The organism is Pseudomonas viridiflava (genome assembly GCF_001642795.1).
Lineage (GTDB): Bacteria > Pseudomonadota > Gammaproteobacteria > Pseudomonadales > Pseudomonadaceae > Aquipseudomonas > Aquipseudomonas viridiflava.
The window spans coordinates 394,739-415,069 of sequence record NZ_LKEH01000017.1 but is presented as its reverse complement, the minus strand read 5'-3'; the positions used below and the strand labels follow the sequence as shown (position 1 = coordinate 415,069).

The window sequence follows — 20,331 nt, the reverse complement described above, 5'->3', positions numbered from 1 at the left end:
TTGAAACGCGATCTCAGACTTGCCTCCTGGCTGATCTGTACGACCTGTGTTTGTGTCGTATTGCTCATGGCCTGGCAGACCTGGACGGCACGCCAGAAGACCTTTGAAAATATCCAGACCAACAGCGCAAACCTTGCCAGTGCGCTGAGCACTTACACCGACAGCATTTTCAAGCAGAGCGAGGTGATGCTTCTCGGCCTGACCGAACGTGTCGAAAAAGACGGTATCGGGCCGGATCAGCTCGAGCGTCTGCGCTCGATCATCGCTCGGCAGATGGGCGCGTTGCCGCAGATCAGCAGTGTGTCGTTGTATAACGCCGAAGGGATCTGCATTTTTTCCACCAACGCTAACGCCGTGGGCATCAACAGCACGAATCGCGAGTTCTACCGGCACCATGCCGAGAACGCTGGGCGTGCGTCTTTCATCGGGCCAACCATTCGCAGCCGCGCCAACGGCCAGTGGGTGATCTCGGTGAGTCGGCGGATCAATCATCCTGACGGCGGTTTCGCGGGCCTGATGGTAGTAACCATTGGTATCGACCACCTGCTTAAATTCTATTCCGACATTCAGGTCGGTAATTCAGGTGTCATCAGCCTTACGACCTCGGAAGGACAGTTGCACGTCAGGTTTCCTTATCGAGAAGGGGACATTGGTCGTGACCTGTCCTCCACACCCATTTTCAGCCTCTTTCCCGACAAAAAGTCTGGCTCTGTCGATTTCGTTTCACGGCTCGACGGCGTTCCGCGCTTTTATGCCTTTCAGCGTAGCGATGTGTACCCACTGGTGACGGTGGTGGCCGTGGGCCAACAAGAAGCGATGCATGCCTGGCTGGTACAGGCCAAGCAGTCGTTGCTGCTGGTTCTGGTCCTGCTGGCACTGGTGGTCGGTCTCGGCGTGCGTCTGATCGTGCATATTCACAGCCGCATCCGGGTCGAGGAGCAACTGCGACTGTCTCAGGCAGCCCTGATCGAGCTCAACCAGAATCTCGAGCTGATCGCCTCCGAAGACAAACTGACTGGACTTGCCAATCGTCGGCGCTTCGATCAGTTCATAGACGTCGAATTCAAGCGCGCCCGCCGCGAGCGCGGCGTGTTGTCACTGATCCTGATCGACGCCGACCATTTCAAACGCTACAACGACCATTTCGGCCATTTGGCAGGCGATGAATGCCTGGTTGCCATCAGCCGGCTGGTCGAGCAGTGCATTCGCCGACCTGGGGATATTGCCGCGCGTTATGGCGGAGAGGAAATTGCCGTGGTGCTGCCAAGTACCGATGAGGCGAACGCCTGCAAGGTGGCCGAGGCGATCCTGCGAAAGCTTCAGGAACAGCGCATCGAACACCCGCAAAGCCCGTTTGAAATCGTCACCGTCAGCCTGGGCGTTGCCTCATTCGTCGGTACTGATCGGCATATGGATCAGCGCGGGCTGATCCAGTTGGCCGACCGGGCGCTGTATGCCGCCAAATCCCAGGGACGCAACCGGGTCAGCGTGGCCTCCGAGATCGTCACCGATACGGTTCCCGCCTGGACCCAGGGCCATCATCCAACAAATGATGGCGCGCTTGTGGCTCAGTCCCCCGATACCTTGTCCTGACCCGGATTGTCGTCGACGACTTGCTGATGAGGCTTGCGGCGCAGTACCGACAGCACCCAGACGAAGAAGATCGGCACCAGCACCACGCCCAGCAGCGTCGCACTGAGCATGCCACCGATCACCCCGGTGCCGATGGCCCGCTGACTCGCAGCGCCTGCACCGGTCGCGAGCGTCAGTGGCACGACACCCAGAATGAACGCCAGCGAGGTCATGACAATGGGCCGAAAGCGCAGACGCGCGGCTTCCATCGCTGCATCACGCAGCGAGTGCCCCTGTTCCCACAACTCTTTGGCGAACTCGACGATCAGAATGGCGTTCTTCGCCGCCAGACCGATGATGGTGATCAGGCCGACCTTGAAATACACATCGTTCGGCAGGCCCACCGCCGTCACTGCCAGCACGGCGCCCAGCGCACCTACAGGAACGATCAGCATCACCACCAGCGGGATGGCCCAGCTCTCATACAGTGCGACCAGCAACAGAAACACCACCAGCAGCGCCAGGGCGAACAGCCCGGTCGCCTGACCGCTGGCGACCTTCTCCTGATAGGACAGGCCGGTCCACTCATAGCCGATGCCCGGGGGCAGTTGCGAGACGATGCGCTCGATTTCAGCCATTGCCTCGCCAGTACTGACACCCGGCGGAGCGTCGCCCGAGATCTTGAACGCCGGGTAGCCGTTGTAACGGGCGATCTGCACCGGGCCTTCTTCCCAATGTGTCGACACGAATGCGCCGAGTGGAACCAGCGTGCCGCTGCTATTGGGCACATATAGCTGAAGCACGCTTTCGGGCGTCATCCGTGCGCCTTGCTCGGCCTGCACCATCACACGTTGCTGGCGACCGGCGTTGGCGAAATCGCTGATCACCGAAGAGCCGAATGCAGTCGCCAGCGCACTGCTGATCGATTCGAAACTGACCCCCATGGTGCGGGCCTTCTCGCGGTCAATGTTCAGGCGCAATTGTGGTGCTTCGGCGAGACCTTCCATCATGGCGTAAAGAATTTTCGGGTTGCCGTTGGCCTTGCCCAACAGTTCGTTGCGCGCTGCCAGCAGGGCTTCACGGCCCAGTCCGGCGCGATCCTGAAGGCGCAGGGCGAAACCGCCTGACGTGCCGAGCCCTTCAATGGGCGGTGGCGTGACCGCCATGACCGTACCATCGCTGAGACCGGCGAAATGCTGGTTGAACGCCGCCGCTTCGTCCGCTGCCGATTGTCCGTCGCCGCGCTCCGACCAGTCCTTGAGGGTAGGGAAGGCCAGACCGGCGTTTTCGCCCATGCCGGAGAAACTGAAGCCCAGCAGCATGGTGACTGCGTCTGTCGTTTCCCGGGACAGTATGTAATCTTCCAGCAGCTTCGCCGTGGCATCGGTCCGCAGACGGGTCGCGCCTGGCGGCAACTGCACATCAATGATCAGGTAACCCTGATCTTCCACAGGCACGAACGACTCGGGCAGACGCAGGTAAAAGAAACCCAGCAGCCCGACGATGCCGACGTACAGCAGCATGTAGCGGCCAGCACGTTTGATCAGGCTGGAATTGACCCGATCGTAACGGTCGGTGAGTTTGCCGAACAGACGGTTGAAGCCGCCGAAGAAACCGCGCTTCTCGGTATGACCCTTGGGGATCGGTTTGAGCAGCGTGGCGCACAGGGCTGGCGTAAAGGTCAGGGCGAGGAACCCCGAAAACAGAATCGACACGGCCAGCGACAGCGAGAACTGCTGGTAGATAACCCCGACCGAGCCGCCCATAAACGCCAGTGGCAGGAACACCGCTGCCAGTACCAGAGTGATGCCCAGAATCGCGCCAGACACCTGTCCCATGGCCTTGACGGTGGCGGCGGGCGGGGAGAGGCCTTCTTCGGCCATGATCCGTTCGACGTTTTCGACCACCACAATGGCGTCGTCCACCAGAATGCCGATGGCCAGCACCATGCCGAACATGGTCATCATGTTCACCGAGAAACCCAGCACGTACATGATCGCCAGCGTACCGGCCAGGCACACTGGCACCACGATGGTCGGAATCAACGTGTAACGGATGTTCTGCAGGAACAGGAACATCACCAGAAACACCAGCACCATGGCTTCGATCAGGGTGTAAATCACCTTGTCGATGGCCACGTCCACGAAACGCGAGGTGTCGTAAGGAATCGAGTACTCGACGCCTTCCGGGAAGTTGACCGACAGCTCGTCGAGGCGCTGCTTGACGGCCTTCACGGTCTGGATGGCATTGGCGCCGGGCGACAGCTGAATAGCACCGGCCACGGCGCGTTTGCCATCCAGTCTCGATTCGAAGTTGTAATCCTGACTGCCGACGGCCAGCCGGGCGACGTCTTCCAGATGGACGGTGGAGCCGTCCTGATTGGCGCGCAGCACAATGCGTCCGAATTCTTCCGGATTATCCAGCGTGCCTTTCACCGCGAGGGTCGCGGTCAGCTCCTGCAGGGATGAACCCGGTGTGCTGCCGAAACTGCCGGCGGGCACCTGAACGTTCTGGGCGCGGATCGCGGCGTTGACGTCATCGATCGACAGGCCGTAGCCCACCAGTTTCTGTGGATCGATCCAGACGCGCATGGCCGCTTCGGCGGCGAAGAACTGCAGCCTGCCGACACCGTTCACCCGACTGATCTCGTTGTTGACGTTGCGCGCCGCGTAGTCGGCCAGCGCCACTGTGTCCTTGTTGGCCGTGTCACCGGTATAGCTCAGGGCAAAGATCATCAGGAACCCGGAACTGGCTTGCTCGACCTGCAAGCCCTGACTCAGCACAGGCTGCGGCAGACGGGCTTCGGCTTTCTTGATCCGGTTCTGGACTTCAACCTGAGCCATGTCCGGATTGGTGCCCGGATTGAAGGTGACGTTGATCTCGGCGGAGCCAGTCGAGTTGCTGGTCGACTCGTAATACAGCATGCCCTTGGCGCCGTTGAGCTCGTCTTCGATCACGCTGGTGACCGAATCGACCAGCACCTTCGCCGAAGCGCCAGGGTAGGTGGCGGTGATGGTGATCTGCGGCGGCGCGACCACGGGGTATTGCGCTACAGGCAAGGCGGGCAGGGCCATCAGCCCCGCCAGCAGGATGAACAGGGCAAGCACCCAGGCAAAATTGGGCCGCCGGATAAAGAACAGGGACATGGAAGGTGATCCTCGATCGCGCTGAAGGCGGCTTTACTGAGCCTTGGCCTGCTGTTGGGCGGGTTGCGATTTGGGGACGACCTTGTCACCCGGGTTGATGCCGGTCATGTTGCCGACAATGACCTGCTCATCGGCCTTCAGGCCTTCGGTGATCTGCCAGCGCGAGTCCTGCATTGCGCCTGTCTTGACGGGGCGGGCCTCGACCGCGCCGTCCTGGCCGATCACCAGCACGCGAGCCGTGCCGTCGCCGGAACGCTGTACAGCGCGCTGCGGCACGAGAATAGCGTTGGCATTGACGCTTTGTGGCGTGCGTACCCGCACATACATACCGGGAAGCAGCACGCCTTGAGGGTTGGCGAAGCGTGCGCGCAACAGCACTTGCCCGGTGGTGCGATCCACTTCGACGTCGGTAAACAGCAGCGTGCCGGTGCTGGTGTAATCGGTACCGTCGATGCTCAGGGACAATGCATCTTCACCGCCCTTGGGCAGGCGACCTTCCTGAATGGCGGCGCGCATGTGCAGTGCATCGGCGACGGGCTGGGTGAAGTCGACAAACACCGGTTCCAGTTGCTGGATGGTCGCCATCAAGGTGGTTTCCGCCTGGCCCACCAATGCACCCTCGGTCACCAGAGCCCGGCCGATGCGGCCCGAAATCGGTGCCCTGACCGTCGCAAAACCCAGGTTCAGCTGTGCTGTTTCCACGTCAGCCTGAGCCGAACGTTTGGCGGCGACAGCGTTCTGCAGCGTGGCGCGGGCGGTGTCGTAGGTCTGGCGGCTGACCGCTTCGATTTCCACCAGCGATTCATAGCGTTTGACCGTGGCCCGGGCTTCGAACAGCGTGGCTTCGGTTCGGGCCAGGTCGCCTTGCGCCTTCGACAGGGCGGCCTTGAATGGCGCCGGGTCGATCTGGAACAGTACGGCGCCGGCCTTTACATCGGCGCCTTCCTCGAAGTTGCGGGTCAGCACGATGCCGGCAACACGGGCGCGTACCTGAGCGACGCGGACCGGTTCGACGCGTCCGGGCAGTTCGTTGATGACCGTTAGGGATTCGGTTTTCACCGCCACCGACTCGACCTGTCGCGGAGCAGTTGCGGCGCTCTGGTCCTGCTGGGGCTTCTGCTCGCAACCGGCGAGAACCGCCGCAGACAGCAGCGTAACCATCGACAACCTACGCCAGTCGCGCAATGTACTCATATCTCACCCGGGCATGGCCCATCAGACGCTAAAGCCGCGAATGATCTACGCTGGAATCAGATGAGTCAATATTGACTCACATGATACTTTCGTGACCAAATGTTAATGGCTTTTGTGAAAACAGGCTGTCTTCTGCACAATGCGCGCCGCATTCCACCCGAAGAGGTAAAAAAGCAACCAATGGACTTGACCGCTGCTGATGAAAAGCTTTTGAAAGCCCTTGCCGTTGCGCTGGTAGACCATCCTGCCGGCACGCTCAAGGACATTGCCCAGGCGGCCGGTGTGAGCAAGGCAACGCTCAACCGGTTCTGCGGCACCCGCGCCAACCTGATTGAAATGCTGCTCAATCATGCCTCGGACCTGATGAATCAGATGATCGCCGAGGCTGACCTTGAGCTCGCGCCTCCTGTCGAAGCGCTGCAACGTCTGGTCGATAACCACATCATTCATCGTGAAATGCTGGTGTTTCTGGTCTTTCAATGGCGTCCGGACACCATGGACGAAAGCTGTGGCGGACGTCGCTGGTTGCCGTATTCCGATGCGCTGGATGCCTTCTTTCTACGTGGCCAGCGGGAAGGGCTGTTCAGAATCGATATGAGCGCTGCGGTGCTTACTGAAACCTTCGCTTCGTTGTTGTTCGGTCTGGTCGATGCCGAACGGCGCGGGCGGGTGGCGCGCGCCGGGATGGGGGCAATGTTGATTCAACTGTTCATGCACGGTGCCCGCGTCGGCTGATGGATTGTGGGAGCGACTCCAGGATGGAGCAGTGGTAAGCGTGCCTGTGCCGTTTTGTCGCACCCGCACTGCAGCCCGCAGCAGCACGGCTCGCGCTCCAGCACGTTTTTTGTAACAGCATTCGCGGTGTTCGCCAGCACCCTTGAGTGTTAAATTCGCCGCCATGAATTTCGTCCGAACCCACCGCTCGCTCATCGCCTGGATGCTGTACGGCTTCGTCCTGTTCAATGGCGTTGCGTGCGGTTTCGGTCATGGGCAGATGTTGTCGGCCATTTCGTCGGTTTCAGCGGACGATATCTGCGGTGATGTCGGCGCTTCTTTGCCTTCGATGGACAAGGGCAGCCATGCCTTGGTCATGCAACTGGCCACGTTCGATTGCGCCTTTGCCGGCAAGCTGACCCTTGCGCTGCTGTTCTTCATTGGCCTGGGATGGCTGGCGCGTACCCTGAATGTCAGGCTGCGTCTGCCTCAAGGCCTGCTACATCAAGCCCCTCGCCAGGCGTCCCCAGGTTGCCTGCCGCAAGCGCCTTGAGCCTGTACGCCTATGCTCATCGTTTGTGGTCAGGCATCAACGCTGTTGAGCCTGCCGGTTTACGGGAACGACAGCTGGCTTCAATACCGGTGGTCGCGCCTTATCCTTCAAGGGACGTAATACATGACGCAGAATTTCACCCGCCGCGAGGTCGTCTCCGGCCTCTCGCTGCTCAGCCTTGGCCTGCTGGCCGGTTGCGGCAATTCCAATGCCTTGCCGTTCAAGCACGGCAAGGACATGAGCAATGAAATCGTCGGTCGCAACTTCCGGCTCAAGGACCCGAAGGGCGAGGTCAAGACGCTGTCGAGCTTTCGTGGCCTGATGCCGATGGTCTTCTTCGGTTTCACCCAGTGTCCAGCCATCTGCCCCACAGCGCTTGCCCGCGCTGCGCAGATCAGAAAGCTGATGGGCGAGGACGGCAAGACCTTTCAGGTGGTGTTCATCACCCTTGACCCGGAGCGCGACACGCCCGAAGTGATCGATGCCTACGTGAAAGCGTTCGATCCGACCTTCGTCGCCCTGTCCGGAACACTTGAAGAAACCGCTGCCACGGCGAAAGAGTTCGGTGTGTTCTTCGAAAAGGTCCCGCTTGGCGATACCTATACGATTTCTCACACCGCCACCAGCTATGTCTATGACACCCGTGGTGTCCTGCGTCTGGGCCTGTCGCACAAGTTGTCTGCCCAGCAATGCGCCGAAGATCTGCTCACTTTGATGGAAGTATGTTGATGAATACGCTGATTCGTAACGCCGTAAAACCGATGCTGCTGGCTGTCTCGCTGCTGGGGCTGAGTGCTCATGCGTTTGCCGAGACACGGGTTGATGATGCCTGGGTACGCGCCACCGTGCCGGGTCAGCCTGCAACCGGTGCGTTCATGCAGATCACCGCAAGCGAGGACAGCAAACTGGTGGATGTCGCTTCGCCCGTTGCCAAGACTGTTCAGATCCATCAGATGAGCATGAAAAACGATGTGATGAACATGGGGCAGGTTGCCTCCGTGGACCTGCCGGCGGGCAAGACCGTGGCGCTCGATGCCGACGGTTATCACGTGATGTTCATGGGGCTGCTGGCGCAGGTCAAAGAGGGCGATCAGGTGCCGTTGACCCTGACCGTGGAAAACGCCAAGGGTGTGAAGGAGTCGATCAAAGTGACAGCGGTGGCCAGGTCCTTGACCGCTGACGCACACAGCGGTCATGGCGATCACAGCGGGCATTGATCTGTCGGCCGAGCGGCCCGCACAGACGGGTCGCTCAGGAGTAAGGTAGGCGGGGCATCACGATATTTCTCTTGCTACTGGAGGTGAATATGAGTGCTCCCATGCTTTCCAAAACCCAGATCAACGGCTATCAACTGATCAGCGTCAACCGCGGTCCCTGGACCGTGTGTACCCCTAAAGACCGACTTGCCTCATTCAACACCCGACAGGAAGCCATGGCCTACGCAGCTTCCCTGCCGGTTCGTGACTGGGGCAGGTCGCGTCCGGCTTGATGTGGAAAGCCCTCGTTCTGCAAGCTTCTGAGCGAACGCCAACTGTGGGAGGCGGCTTGCCGGCGATGCGTTTTTTCATGCAGCCCAGCATTGACTGACTTGACGCCATCGCCGGCAAGCCGCCTCCCACGGTCTTTGTATCGATTCCTCCTAACCAGTTTATATCTCTTAAAAGAATAACCAGCGAACCAAATATTCTTTTCAGGAACAAGTACCTTTAAGCCATGATTGCCTTGCCACATCAACTTTGGAAAGGTGACTGATACCAACAGAACCTGGATTTTTTATTAAAAAATACAGGAGCGTATCAATGGGCAATGTCCAGACCGCCGCCAGCGCACTTGATGTGCCATGGCGCCAGACGCCGAATGGCGACCTGGTCGATCTGGGGCGTCCCTTTCGTGAGCCCTTGTCTTCATCGCGACTGCACAGCAATCCCAAACCTATTCTCGGACGTCGGGAAGCCATCCTGCTGGGCGTGTTTGCGCTCGTGTTGCACGGCGCGGTGATCTACTGGCTGAGTCAAAAGCCGACGCCCGTGTTGCCGGTGGTGCCGCCGGAAATTCCGCCGATGACCATCGAGTTTTCAAGACCTGCGCCTCCGGTGGAGGCACCGCCGCCGCCCCCTGCGCCTGTCGTACAGCCTGTAGCCGAGCCGCCGCCTCCGGTCGAGGATGAGCTGGCCGTCAAGCCGCCACCGCCCAAACCGATACCCAAGCCAAAGCCGCCACCGCCCAAACCGGTCGTGAAGCCGGTCGCGAAACCCGTTGAACCGACGCCTGCGCCACCTGCGCCACCTGCGCCACCTGTGCCAGCGCCGCCAGTCGCAGCACCTGCACCTCCAGCGCCGCCCGCGCCAAAACCCGTCACGCCAGCTTCAGCCAGTGCCGGTTATCTACGCAATCCGGCACCGGAATACCCCTCGCTGGCCATGCGTCGCGGGTGGGAAGGGACCGTGATGTTGCGCGTGCATGTGCTGGCCAGCGGCAAACCCGGCGAGATTCAGATTCAGAAGAGCAGCGGTCGCGAGTCGCTCGACGACGCCGCACTGGCTGCCGTGAAACGCTGGAGCTTCGTTCCGGCCAAGCAGGGTGATGTCGCCCAGGATGGCTGGGTCAGCGTGCCCATCGATTTCAAGATCAACTAAATCCACGTACTCGATTGACCTGCGGGCTACCTGACAAAAGGCGCATCGCGACACTCCATGCCTTGTTCAGAGAGAGCTGCGCCATGAACCTACTTGCTTCGCCGTTTGAATCCATTGAGCACGCGGTCATCTGGCTGCTGGTGATCTTTTCGGTCGCTACCTGGGGTCTGGCCCTGCTCAAAGGCGTGCAGTTCTCACGCCTCAAGACTCAGGATCGCACGTTTCACAAGCAGTTCTGGGCCGCGTCGAGCCTGGATTCCGCCGCTCAATTGGCTCACGAGAAGCCGGGCGCTGCCGCCCGCGTTGCGCTGGCCGGTTACGCCGCCATCCAGATCAACGAGACCGCGCAGCCCCACGACCTGAGCCAGTCCATCAATCATCAGGACCGACTGGAACGCTCGTTGCGTCAGCAGATCGTGCGCGAGCGTCGATCGCTGGAAAACGGTCTGGCGATTGTCGCCAGTATCGGCAGCACGTCGCCCTTCATCGGCCTCTTCGGTACGGTCTGGGGCATCATGTCGGCGCTCAAGGGGATCAGTGCTGCGGGCTCCGCAAGCCTTGAAACCGTGGCGGGACCCATCGGTGCTGCGCTGGTGGCAACCGGCGTCGGCATTGCGGTCGCCGTGCCTGCGGTGCTCGTTTACAACTACTACCTGCGCCGTCTGAAGCTGACGGTTGCCGATCTTGATGACTTTGCCCACGACTTCTACAGCCTGGCGCAGAAAAGCGCCTTCCGGGTGCTGCTGCATCCGGTGCTCAAGTCAGGTGCAAACGGCACTGCGCAAAAAGTGAAGGAGGCTTCCTGACATGGCCTTTTCCACTCAGGACAGCGATGAAGTGCTGAGCGAGATCAACGTCACTCCGTTGGTAGACGTGATGCTGGTACTGCTGGTGGTGTTCATCGTCACCGCTCCGCTGCTCACCAACTCGATTCCGATCAACCTGCCCAAGACCGAATCCGTTGCTCCGGTGGAGCAAAAAGACCCGTTGGTGGTGAGCATCGACGGGCAGGGCAAGCTGTTCATCAACAAGGATGAAATCCAGCCGGACCTGCTGGAAACCAACCTCAAGGCCGCCAGGGAAAAAGCGCCGGATGTGCGCGTGCAACTGCAGGCCGATGACGGTGTGAGCTACGGCGAGGTGGCGCGTGCCATGGCCTCTATCGAGCGTGCCGGGATTACCAAACTGTCGGTGATTACTGCCAGATAGCCGCTCTCAGGCTCAGAATATTCACTTTTTGGGGCCGCATTCTCAGGCAGATGCGGCCTCTTTTTTATGCCTCACCAGAGGCGTATTTCGGCTTGACGAAAAGGCAGCAGCTTATGCGTTATTGGTATTTAAAGCCTGATCTTTAGTAGCGTTAAGCTATAACCCATCGGTCCACCGGAACATCAAATAAAACCGTCATGATCGCCACCGTCCACCGCACGGATCGCTCGTTGTCACCAGAACACGATGTTCTGGATAAGGGAATTCAAGGGGCTGCGGTATGGGGAGTTTCAAACGAAAAGTACTGGCCACGGCGATTTTCTCGGCAAATCTGCTGAGCGCTGCAGGTGTTAGCCCGGTCACGAAGGCTGAAGAAACTGTTGAGGACAACGCCCAGGCGCAAACCTCGACCCTGGGCACCGTCATTGTCACCGGTACACGAGCACAGGAACGTACCGCCAGTGGATCACTGTCGCCTATCGACGTGATTTCCGGCGACAGCCTGCGCAGTTCCGGTTCAAGCGAACTAGGCACGGTGCTGGCACGCCTGATTCCTTCTATCAATTTTCCACGGCCCAGTCTGGTGGACGGTGCCGAGCTGGCCCGGCCGGCCCAGTTGCGCGGTCTTTCGCCTGATCAGGTACTGGTGCTGGTCAACGGCAAGCGTCGTCACACATCGGCCTTCGTCAATTTGGGTGGCGCGGTGGGGCGAGGCTCGGCGCCTGCGGACCTGAACGCCATTGCGCTGTCAGCCATCGATCACATCGAAGTGCTGCGTGACGGAGCGTCGGCCCGTTATGGCTCGGATGCCATTGCCGGGGTGATCAACATCATCCTCAAGAATGCCGATCACGGCGGCTCGGTCTCGACACGCTACGGTCAGTACAAGAAAGGTGACGGCATTCAGCGCCAGGTCGCAGGCAACACCGGTTTTGCTCTGGGCAGCAATGGGTTTTTCAATCTGTCCGGCGAAGGTGCCAATAACGATTACACCAACCGGGCTGGCGATGACCTGCGGGCGTCCAGCATCGGATCGACGACCTACGGCCAACGTGTGTTTCGTCAGGGCGAACCGGAAACCGAAGAGGGCAAGGTCCAGTTCAACACCGAATACAGTTTCAATGACGTGTTGGAGTTCTACAGCTTCGGCGGCTACAGCAAGCGGCGGGGCGAAACCGCCGCGTTCTACCGTCCCAGCAATGCGTCCAACAACAACCCCGCCATTTTTCCCAATGGTTACCTGCCTCTGATTCACGGCACGCTGGAAGACACGTCGCTGGTCGCAGGTTTGCGTGGTGAACTGGCAAACGACTGGCACTACGATCTGTCCGCAAACTACGGCAAGAACAGCTATGGGATTCGTACCCGGACCATCAATACGTCGCTGGGTCTGGCTACGCCGCGCTCGTTCGACAACGGCACGCTGACCCACGATCAGAAACAACTGAGCCTGGACCTGTCGCGGGAATTCAACGCGGCCTGGCTGCCTTATCCGGTGTCGTTAGCATTCGGCGCCGAGTATCTGCGGCAGGGTTATCAAATCGAAGCAGGGCAGGCCGAGTCTTATTTTCAGACCGGCAGTTCCGGGCTGGGTGGATTCCGGGCGGCCGATGCGGGCAGTTCCTCACGCCACAATTTCGCGCAGTATCTGGATGTGGAAACCAACCTGACCGAGAAGCTCGGCGTGTCGGCGGCAGTGCGCCACGAGGATTACAGCGACTTCGGCTCCAACATCAGCGGTTCGCTGTCGGCGCGCTATGACTTCACTCCGCAAGTTGCTCTGCGTGGCAGCGTTTCGACCGGTTTCCGCGCGCCGTCACTGGCCCAGCAGAATTTCACCTTCACCTCGTCGCAACTGATCGGCAACACCATTCAGGAAGCCGGTACGTTTCCGGCCGGCAGCAACGTTGCGCAACTGCTCGGCGCCGAGGACTTGAAGGCAGAGAAGTCCCGCAACTACAGCCTGGGGCTGGTGCTGGAGCCGCTGGACAACCTGACCGTTACGGCCGACGTGTACCGCATCGACATTCGCGACCGGATCTCGCTGTCGTCCAATCTTGTGCTCAACAACACCGCGATCAACTACCTGCGCAACAATGGCGTGGGCGACATCAATTACACCAGTGCCCGCTACTTCACCAACGCCACCGACACCAGCACCGACGGCATCGATCTTGTGGCTAACTATCGCTATCAGTTCGATAACGGCGTGCGCTGGAACAGCACGGTCGGCTACAACTACAACCACACCAAAGTCACCGATGTAAAAGCCAATCCGGCGATACTCGATCAACTGGGCGTGAACCTGGTGCGGGTTGATCGTCGCGAACGTATCGGTCTGCTGGGCGATACCACGCCGCAGCACAAGCTCAGTCTGGGTAACGACTTCACGTTCGGGCCGTGGGCGCTGCACTCCAATCTGGTCCGTTACGGGGAATTCACCAGCTATCAGGCAGACAAGGTCAACGATCAGACCTTCAGTGCAGCCTGGCTTCTGGATCTCGCCGTGGATTACACGCACAAGAATTGGGTGTTCACCCTGGGAGGGGATAACGTGACAGACAAATACCCTGAAAAGCTCAACGACTTTGCGTCGAGTGGCGGCAACCTGGCGTACAGCACCTATTCGCCTTATGGCTACAGCGGGGCGTTCTATTACGGGAAGGTGGCGTACAACTGGTAACGGAAGGAACGCAACGCAGATTCAGGCGCAGTGAGCCGGGCAGCTCACCGCGCCTGATCATGATCAGATTACGCCAGCAGCTCGGTTCCCAGCTGGAACGCTACCCACAACGCCAGACCCGTGGCGAAGGTCAGCGCAATGTTCTCGAACAGGTTGTTGCGGTATTCCTTGGCCAGCAGGGATTTCTGGTTGGACATGATCAGCAGGCCCAGCGAGATGATCGGCAGGCCGACAATGTTCAGCGCGTTGACGCCCAGGGTCAGGGTCACGAAATCCGGCATGCCTGGCAGCGACCAGATCAGTGGGGTCACCAGAATGAACAGCATGAACCACTTGTGCATCGGATCACGGTGAAACTCTTTGCCGTAGCGTGTGCGGCGTTCGGGACGGATGTGCTGGAACGCGTCGGTGATGAGCATCGGGAACGCGGTGGTCTTGCCGGAAATACTGGCGAACAGCGTGGCGAACACGCCGATGAAGAAGATGTACCAGCCCAGCGGACCGAAGAACAGTTCCAGCGCCTTGCCCAGATCGCCCAGCGTGTTTACCTGAATGCCGTTGGGACGCAGAATCTCGACGCCCACCACCCAGATCGCCAGGTTGATGACGATGCCGACGATGACTGCGAACAATAGATCGTTGCGCTGAATGCGTTTGTGTTGCGGACCGATCCAGCCCTTTTCACGCATCACATAAGGGTGAACGAAGTTGGCAATGGAACCGGCGACTGCACCGATGACCGACACCGCGACCAGCAGCGCGCCATGCACGCCTTCATCGGGCGGAATGCTGAAACCGATAGTGCCTTTGATGATGCCGGTGACATCCGGACCGGACATGATCGCTAGGGTCAGAAAGGCCAGCGTCATGATCGCCAGCAGCACTTTCATCACGCCTTCGATCATCGCGTAGATGTTGCGTCCCACCAGCAACCACACGGCAATCACTACCGCGACCGAACAGAGCAGCGGCTGGTTGATGTGCAGCAACATCGCCAATGCTTCGCCAGCGCCCTTGATCATGTACGCGTTGATCAAATGGCCCATCAACAACGCGTACGCGAGCATGAACCAGGCGAAGAACGGATGCAGTTGCGCGTAGCCCTGCAGGATGGTCATGCCTTGGTTATTGCAGAGCTGGAAGCGGGCAATGATGTTGACGATCAGAAACCTTAGCAGCAGCGAAATCGCCAGCACCCACATCATCGCGTACCCGTAACTCGCACCGGCAACCGAAGAGGTAATTAGATCGCCCGCGCCGAGCCAGGACAATACGGCGATGATGCCGGGTCCCAACAGCTTGGCGAGCTTTTTCAAGCGGGGTTCTGCGACAGACGTTGCCTTTTCTTCAATCGAAGGGGTGCCAGGCATGTGTCGAATCTCCATTGTTATTGTAGTGAGATGAAAGACAGTCGCAGATAAGATAAGACGTCGTACAACATGCGTGGGGATTCAAATGTAACTTGTTGTGAATGCAGGTCGCTCCTGCGTTCTGCGTCCCATCTGAAATGCATAGCGCAGCACAAATGTGACGCGGAGCGTCACGGGCGGCATGCCCACGCGGAGCGATGGGCACGATCATCAGTGTTTGACAGACTCTGATCGTTACCACGCTCCGCGTGGTAATGCCTCTCAGGACGCTCTGCGTCCGGTCTATAGTTCGCGCACAATGCCGCAGACAGAACCCCGACCTGCACGATCAACCAACAGAGAGCCGCCATGCCCCCGATCCTCGCCGCCGCGCAGTTCCATTCTGAACGTGGCCAGCTTGCGCGCAATCTCGAGGGGCATCTGACCTTCATGCGCTGCGCCGCAGACCAGGGTGCCGAGTACCTGCTGTTCCCCGAACTGTCCCTGACCGGCTACGAGCCGGACATCGCCCGTGAACTGGCGGTCGCCCCTGAAGATGACCGTCTGGAGCCCATCCGCTCACTGGCGATGCAACTGAATCTGGCAACCACCGTCGGCATCCCTTTGAAGGGTCCCAACAACACTGTCCACATCGGCGCGCTGACCTTCACCGCAGAGGGCGAGGTCATTGCGTACGCCAAGCAATACCTGCACCCCGGCGAGGACGCGGTGTTCAGTGCCGGATCGAAAGACTGTTTTCTGCCATTGGGGCAACAACGGATAGGCCTGTGCGTCTGCGCCGATTTCAGTCATCCCGAGCATGTTCAGCGCATGGCTGACGGCAAGGCGTGGGTGTACGCAGCGAGCGTGCTGATCTCACCCGGCGGTTACGAGAAGGATGCTGCGCTGCTGCAGGGGCACGCCCGGCGCCATGGACTGCCTGTCCTGATGGCCAACCACGGCGGACCTACTGGCGGTTGGGAATCGGCCGGTCGCAGCGGTTTGTGGGATGAAGAGGGCGTCTGGATCGGCGGTCTGGAAGGCACCGGAAATGGACTGGGGATCGCGACCTGCCAGCCGCAAGGCTGGCAGGTGCAAGTGATCAGGCTGGCGTGACAGAGGTCATCGCGTCAGGGTCGGAATCGGTCGGGCCCTTTCCAGACCCTTGCTCAGCCTGAGCGAGGGTTTCCGGCACGGCGAACCACAGCAGGCAGAACGCCGCCGCCGCCACCCCGGCGAGGGTCAGGAACGCGGCACTGTAACCCGCCGAGTGCACCACGAAACCTGCCAGGCTGTTGCTCAGCGCAGCCCCGAGACCAAACATCGTCGACAGCGCGCCCAGGCTGACGTTGAAGCGTCCGGTGCCTTGGGTCAGGTCCTTGACCATCAAGGGGAACAGCGCGCCGAACAGGCCCGCACCGATACCGTCGAGCATCTGCACCGCGACCAGCCAGTACGGGTCATCAGACAAGGTGTAGAGCACGCCGCGAATCGGCAGAATCAGAAAGCCTGCCAGCAACAAGGGTTTGCGGCCCCATACGTCTGCTTTCATGCCCACCAGCAAAGCCGCAGGAACCATGACCAATTGCGCGGCAACGATGCAGGCCGAAGTCAGCGGCGTGGCCATCTGCATGTTGATCTGCGAAAGCTTCTGGCTCACCAGCGGCAGCATCGCGGCGTTGGCCAAGTGGAAGAGGGCGCAGCAGATGCCGAACAACAGCAGCGGCTTGTTGCTCAGCAAAGCCTTCAGGCCCGAAGGAGCACCGTCATGCACCTTATGACTGGCGTCGAAGCCTCGGGCCACATCATGGTCGATCGCATCGGCGGAAACGAAGCTGACGGCAACGACGCTGGCCACGGCCATGGCCGCCATCAGGTAGAACACCGCCACCGGACCGAACAGGTAAGCGAAACCACCTGCCAGCAGCGCGGCGCAGGCATTACCGGCGTGGTTAAAAGTCTCATTGCGGCCGGTGCGTCGGGTGAAGGCGCGCGGTCCGGTAATGCCCAGCGAAATAGCGGCGATGGCCGGCGCGAAAACGGACGCAGCGACGCTGCTCAGCGCCTGGGTCAGCGCCACCAGCGTGAATGACGAGGTGAACGGCAAAACAAGGCAGCTCAAGGTTACGAGCAACGCGGCAGCAGCAATGATCGCGCGCTTGTACTTCGTTCGGTCGATCAGGGCTCCGGCGGGTGTCTGGGTCACGAGCCCGGCAATACCGGCAATGGTCATCACCACACCGATGCTGGCCGGGTCCCATTTGTGTACCGCCAACAGGTAAATGGCGAGGTAGGGACCCAGTCCATCGCGCACGTCGGCGAGGAAAAAGTTCAGGCTGTCCAGNCCGAGCCACGAGGAATACAGACCTGAGCCGTTTTAAAGAAGTTTCAGCATGTTTCATGAATAAGCGGTGTCAGACAGTCTTTTTCTGCAGGCTCTTCATGCGCTGAGTGGCGCGTTGCACGGCTGCCATTTTCTCCGGACGCTTCATGCGCTTCCATTTGCGAATGTCATCCTTGGTCCGCCCACAACTCACGCACAGATCACCGCTGAGCTGGCACACAGAAATGCAGGGGTTTTCGATGTCCTTGGCCATGGGTCAACCTCGTCTGGCGTACTTACGTGAAAGCCGCAGCTCCCAATTGCCGCCGTTCTCGCGCAGGCACTGTTCTTCGCTGTCGAAGTGTACGTGCCCAGCCAGCGTCTTCAACGTGATATCAAGTTCATCCAGCGCCTCGGCAGTCAACTGGATCATGCGTTGATCCAGCCCATGGCTCAATGCCTGATCTTTCGCGGCCACGGTGTCGAATGCCCAGATCACCTGAAGACTGGCCGGGAAGTTTGCGTAATCGACTTCATGAGTCAACCAGCAGAAGCCCGGGATCTCCGATTTTGCCGTTTCGCAGGACTGCGTCAGCGCTGCAATCAAACTGCGCTCTGTCTGTGCCTGTTCGCGTTTGCTCGACGGCATGGCTGAAGCCCTCAAAGAAATGAGATGAATAAAGGCGCAGCAAGATACCTGATTGTGGTTTCAAGCCCCAGCCTGTTCATTGTCGAATGCAAAGCGCACTTGAGCGATCTTAACGCTGTCCTACTGCCTGGACATCGTCGACAAGGCGCGATGTCACTCCTCTAACAATAAATAAGGATGCACCCATGGATTTTTCTCAAGCAGGTACCGCTACCGATCAGGGCCGCAGGGGATTTCTGAAAAAGTCGCTGGCGGTCTCGGCGACCGTTGCAGCCATTGGCGCATTGCCGCGATTTTCTCTCGCCGAGCCACTCACCCAGCGCTACCCCGATCCTTTGGTCGGCATATTGGATGACAGCTTCATGGACCTGCGCATCTTCAATGCCAGCGTCGAAAAGCTCGCGACCGGCATGCGCTGGGCCGAAGGTCCGGTATGGATTGGCGATGGTCGCTACCTGCTGGTCAGCGACATTGCCAATAACCGAATCATGCGCTGGGATGAGGTTTCCGGGAGTTTCTCGGTGTATCGCGAGCACTCGAATTTTTCCAACGGCATGTGCCGTGATCGTCAAGGGCGTCTGCTGGTGTGCGAAGGGTCATTCACCACCCGCGAAGGGCGGCGTGTCACACGCACCGAATACAACGGACGCATCACCGTGCTGGCCGACAGTTTCGAAGGCAAGCCTTTCAATTCGCCGAACGACATCGTCTGCAAGCGCGACGGCTCGATCTGGTTCACTGACCCGATGTTCCAGGCCAACAGCGACTATGAAGGCCACAAGGTGCCTCAGTCCCAGCCTTTCGGTGTGTATCGCATCGATCCCGCCGACGGCAAGGTCAGCCGGGTGATCGATGATCTGGCCGGGCCGAACGGGCTGTGTTTTGCGCCGGACGAGAAAACCCTCTATGTCGTCGAAGGTCGCGCCAAGCCGAACGGCATCATCTGGGCCATTGCCGTGAACGATGACGGCACGCTCGGCGCGCGCCGCAAGCACGTCGAGGGTGCGGATTACGCCGCCATCGACGGCATCAAGTGCGACGAGAACGGGAACCTGTGGTGCGGCTGGGGTGGTAATGGCAATCCCCAGGCCGATCTTGAAAAGCTCGACGGAGTGCGGGTGTTCAATCCGCAGGGCAAGGCCATCGGTCACATCACGCTTCCGGAACGTTGCGCCAACGTCTGTTTCGGCGGGCGGGAAGGCAACCGGTTGTTCATGGCGAGCAGCCATTCGCTGTATTCACTGTTTGTGAACGCTCGGGGCGCGACCTTCGCCTGAGGCAGCCTTAAAGTGGCAGAGCGATTCATTTCGCTCTGCACCTCAATTGCTTCGAAATTGCTTCGAACCCCTGGAGTGGTCACGGGTCTGTTCGTGTATCACTCTTTTCAGGGAAGGTCCTTATGTCTGCGCAACGCAGCCTTGTCATGCTTGCACGAGGCGGTTACGCCGCTCGTGGTGTTGTCTATCTGATCATCGGTCTGTTCGCCGTACTGGCGGCGCAGGGTTCCTCGCAACCCGCAGACAGCCATAGCAGCCTTGAAGCCTTGTTGAGTCAGCCGTTCGGTAACGTGCTGGTCGGGATTGTCGTGGTCGGCCTGCTCGCATTCGCCGCCTGGCGTGTGCTGCAAGCGACCCGCGATGTCGATCATCATGGGCGCGAACTCAAGGGACTGGTGATTCGTGGTGGTCTCTTGGTCGGCGGTTTCACCTATGGCGCGCTGGCGTTCTTCGCCGCAGGCCTGTTGATCAGCGGTCTGAAAAGCTCCGGTGGTTCGGGTGGCGGCCAGACGCAGGATCTGCTGCAATCGATCCTGTCCTGGGATCACTCCAATCTGCTCGTTTACGTGGTGGCGCTGGTGCCGCTGGCACTGGGCATCGTGCACATCATCAAGGGCTACAAGGCGTCGTTCGAAAAGTATTTCGAGGCCGACGAAGACGTCATGCGCTACGTTCGTCCTGTCTCGCGCTTCGGTCTGATTGCCAGGGGCGTGGCCTTCATCGAGATCGCGGTATTGCTTGCCGTGAGCGGTTCCAGCTATCAGGCAATGCATCCTCCGGGCATGAAAGATGCGCTCAACGGTCTGCAGGACCTGCCAGCCGGCGGACTGGTGCTGCTGATCGTGGCGCTCGGGCTGATTGCCTTTTCGGTGTACAGCTTTGCCCAAGCGGCGTGGCGTCGCATCAACATGGATGTTCCCGATGCACCTGAAGCGGTTGCGCGACACTTTCGCTGAGCGTTATCAGGGCAGATCAGGGCAGCGCCTGAGGCGACATCGGGCGCTCCCTGAGCAACATGAAATAGTG

Annotated in this window: 19 protein-coding genes; 13 read left to right on the top strand and 6 right to left on the bottom strand. The window is 59.7% G+C overall.

Going from position 1 to position 20,331, the window contains the following annotated elements:
- Positions 1-1,593, top strand: a complete 1,593-nt coding sequence (locus tag AO065_RS02960; protein WP_032652119.1) for a sensor domain-containing diguanylate cyclase — start codon at positions 1-3, stop codon at positions 1,591-1,593.
- Here the strand turns inward: AO065_RS02960 and AO065_RS02955 are convergent.
- Both AO065_RS02955 and AO065_RS02950 read right to left on the bottom strand, forming a co-directional pair.
- Positions 1,569-4,718 (bottom strand): efflux RND transporter permease subunit, encoded by a 3,150-nt coding sequence (locus AO065_RS02955; RefSeq protein WP_004886451.1) that lies wholly within the window; start codon positions 4,716-4,718, stop codon positions 1,569-1,571. The genes AO065_RS02960 and AO065_RS02955 overlap by 25 nt on opposite strands.
- Positions 4,719-4,751: 33 nt before the next feature.
- Positions 4,752-5,912 (bottom strand): efflux RND transporter periplasmic adaptor subunit, encoded by a 1,161-nt coding sequence (locus AO065_RS02950; protein ID WP_032652123.1) that lies wholly within the window; start codon positions 5,910-5,912, stop codon positions 4,752-4,754.
- Between the two features lie 180 nt (positions 5,913-6,092).
- On the opposite strand from AO065_RS02950, the gene AO065_RS02945 reads away from it, so the two are divergent.
- The 9 genes from AO065_RS02945 (at position 6,093) to AO065_RS02905 (ending at position 13,707) form a co-directional block, all read left to right on the top strand.
- Positions 6,093-6,647: a TetR/AcrR family transcriptional regulator gene (locus tag AO065_RS02945; protein WP_004886457.1), complete on the top strand. Its 555-nt coding sequence runs from the start codon at positions 6,093-6,095 to the stop codon at positions 6,645-6,647.
- Between the two features lie 163 nt (positions 6,648-6,810).
- A complete protein-coding gene (locus AO065_RS02940; RefSeq protein ID WP_004886459.1) occupies positions 6,811-7,179 on the top strand; it encodes a hypothetical protein in 369 nt (122 codons plus the stop codon).
- Between the two features lie 123 nt (positions 7,180-7,302).
- Positions 7,303-7,908 (top strand): SCO family protein, encoded by a 606-nt coding sequence (locus AO065_RS02935; protein WP_004886461.1) that lies wholly within the window; start codon positions 7,303-7,305, stop codon positions 7,906-7,908.
- Positions 7,902-8,396, top strand: a complete 495-nt coding sequence (locus AO065_RS02930) for a copper chaperone PCu(A)C (RefSeq protein WP_161987333.1) — start codon at positions 7,902-7,904, stop codon at positions 8,394-8,396. The genes AO065_RS02935 and AO065_RS02930 overlap by 7 nt, the downstream gene beginning before the upstream one ends.
- An 89-nt stretch (positions 8,397-8,485) precedes the next feature.
- On the top strand, positions 8,486-8,668 hold the full coding sequence (locus AO065_RS02925) for a hypothetical protein (protein WP_004886466.1): 183 nt from the start codon (positions 8,486-8,488) through the stop codon (positions 8,666-8,668).
- A gap of 310 nt (positions 8,669-8,978) precedes the next feature.
- Complete coding sequence (locus tag AO065_RS02920; protein WP_004886467.1) at positions 8,979-9,815, top strand: energy transducer TonB; 837 nt, start codon at positions 8,979-8,981, stop codon at positions 9,813-9,815.
- 83 nt (positions 9,816-9,898) lie between these two features.
- Entirely contained in the window at positions 9,899-10,621 is a 723-nt protein-coding gene (locus tag AO065_RS02915; RefSeq protein WP_004886470.1) for a MotA/TolQ/ExbB proton channel family protein, read from the top strand.
- A 1-nt stretch (position 10,622) separates the two neighbouring features.
- Positions 10,623-11,024 carry an ExbD/TolR family protein gene (locus AO065_RS02910; RefSeq protein WP_004886475.1) on the top strand — a complete coding sequence of 134 codons (402 nt, stop codon included), beginning with the start codon at positions 10,623-10,625 and terminating at the stop codon, positions 11,022-11,024.
- Between the two features lie 280 nt (positions 11,025-11,304).
- Positions 11,305-13,707, top strand: a complete 2,403-nt coding sequence (locus AO065_RS02905) for a TonB-dependent receptor plug domain-containing protein (protein ID WP_004886478.1) — start codon at positions 11,305-11,307, stop codon at positions 13,705-13,707.
- A 68-nt stretch (positions 13,708-13,775) separates the two neighbouring features.
- Here AO065_RS02905 and AO065_RS02900 read toward each other — a convergent pair whose 3' ends face one another.
- Entirely contained in the window at positions 13,776-15,077 is a 1,302-nt protein-coding gene (locus AO065_RS02900) for an Nramp family divalent metal transporter (RefSeq protein WP_004886481.1), read from the bottom strand.
- 348 nt (positions 15,078-15,425) lie between these two features.
- Here AO065_RS02900 and AO065_RS02895 point away from each other — a divergent pair, with 348 nt between their 5' ends.
- The gene (locus AO065_RS02895) at positions 15,426-16,172 is read left to right on the top strand and encodes a carbon-nitrogen hydrolase family protein (protein ID WP_004886483.1); all 747 of its coding nucleotides are present in this window, start codon (positions 15,426-15,428) and stop codon (positions 16,170-16,172) included.
- Here the strand turns inward: AO065_RS02895 and AO065_RS02890 are convergent.
- Genes AO065_RS02890 through AO065_RS02880 form a run of 3 tightly spaced genes read right to left on the bottom strand, consistent with a single transcriptional unit; the run spans position 16,159 to position 18,028 of the window.
- A complete protein-coding gene (locus AO065_RS02890) occupies positions 16,159-17,421 on the bottom strand; it encodes an MFS transporter (RefSeq protein WP_063921058.1) in 1,263 nt (420 codons plus the stop codon). The genes AO065_RS02895 and AO065_RS02890 overlap by 14 nt on opposite strands.
- 49 nt (positions 17,422-17,470) lie before the next feature.
- Positions 17,471-17,653 (bottom strand): DUF1289 domain-containing protein, encoded by a 183-nt coding sequence (locus AO065_RS02885; protein ID WP_004886489.1) that lies wholly within the window; start codon positions 17,651-17,653, stop codon positions 17,471-17,473.
- Between the two features lie 3 nt (positions 17,654-17,656).
- The gene (locus tag AO065_RS02880) at positions 17,657-18,028 is read right to left on the bottom strand and encodes a hypothetical protein (protein ID WP_004886492.1); all 372 of its coding nucleotides are present in this window, start codon (positions 18,026-18,028) and stop codon (positions 17,657-17,659) included.
- Between the two features lie 185 nt (positions 18,029-18,213).
- Between AO065_RS02880 and AO065_RS02875 the strand changes: the two genes are divergently transcribed.
- Together AO065_RS02875 and AO065_RS02870 are read left to right on the top strand one after the other, a co-directional pair.
- Entirely contained in the window at positions 18,214-19,305 is a 1,092-nt protein-coding gene (locus AO065_RS02875) for an SMP-30/gluconolactonase/LRE family protein (protein WP_004886495.1), read from the top strand.
- Positions 19,306-19,427: 122 nt separating this feature from the next.
- A complete protein-coding gene (locus AO065_RS02870) occupies positions 19,428-20,261 on the top strand; it encodes a DUF1206 domain-containing protein (RefSeq protein WP_004886498.1) in 834 nt (277 codons plus the stop codon).
- Positions 20,262-20,331: the final 70 nt, after the last annotated feature.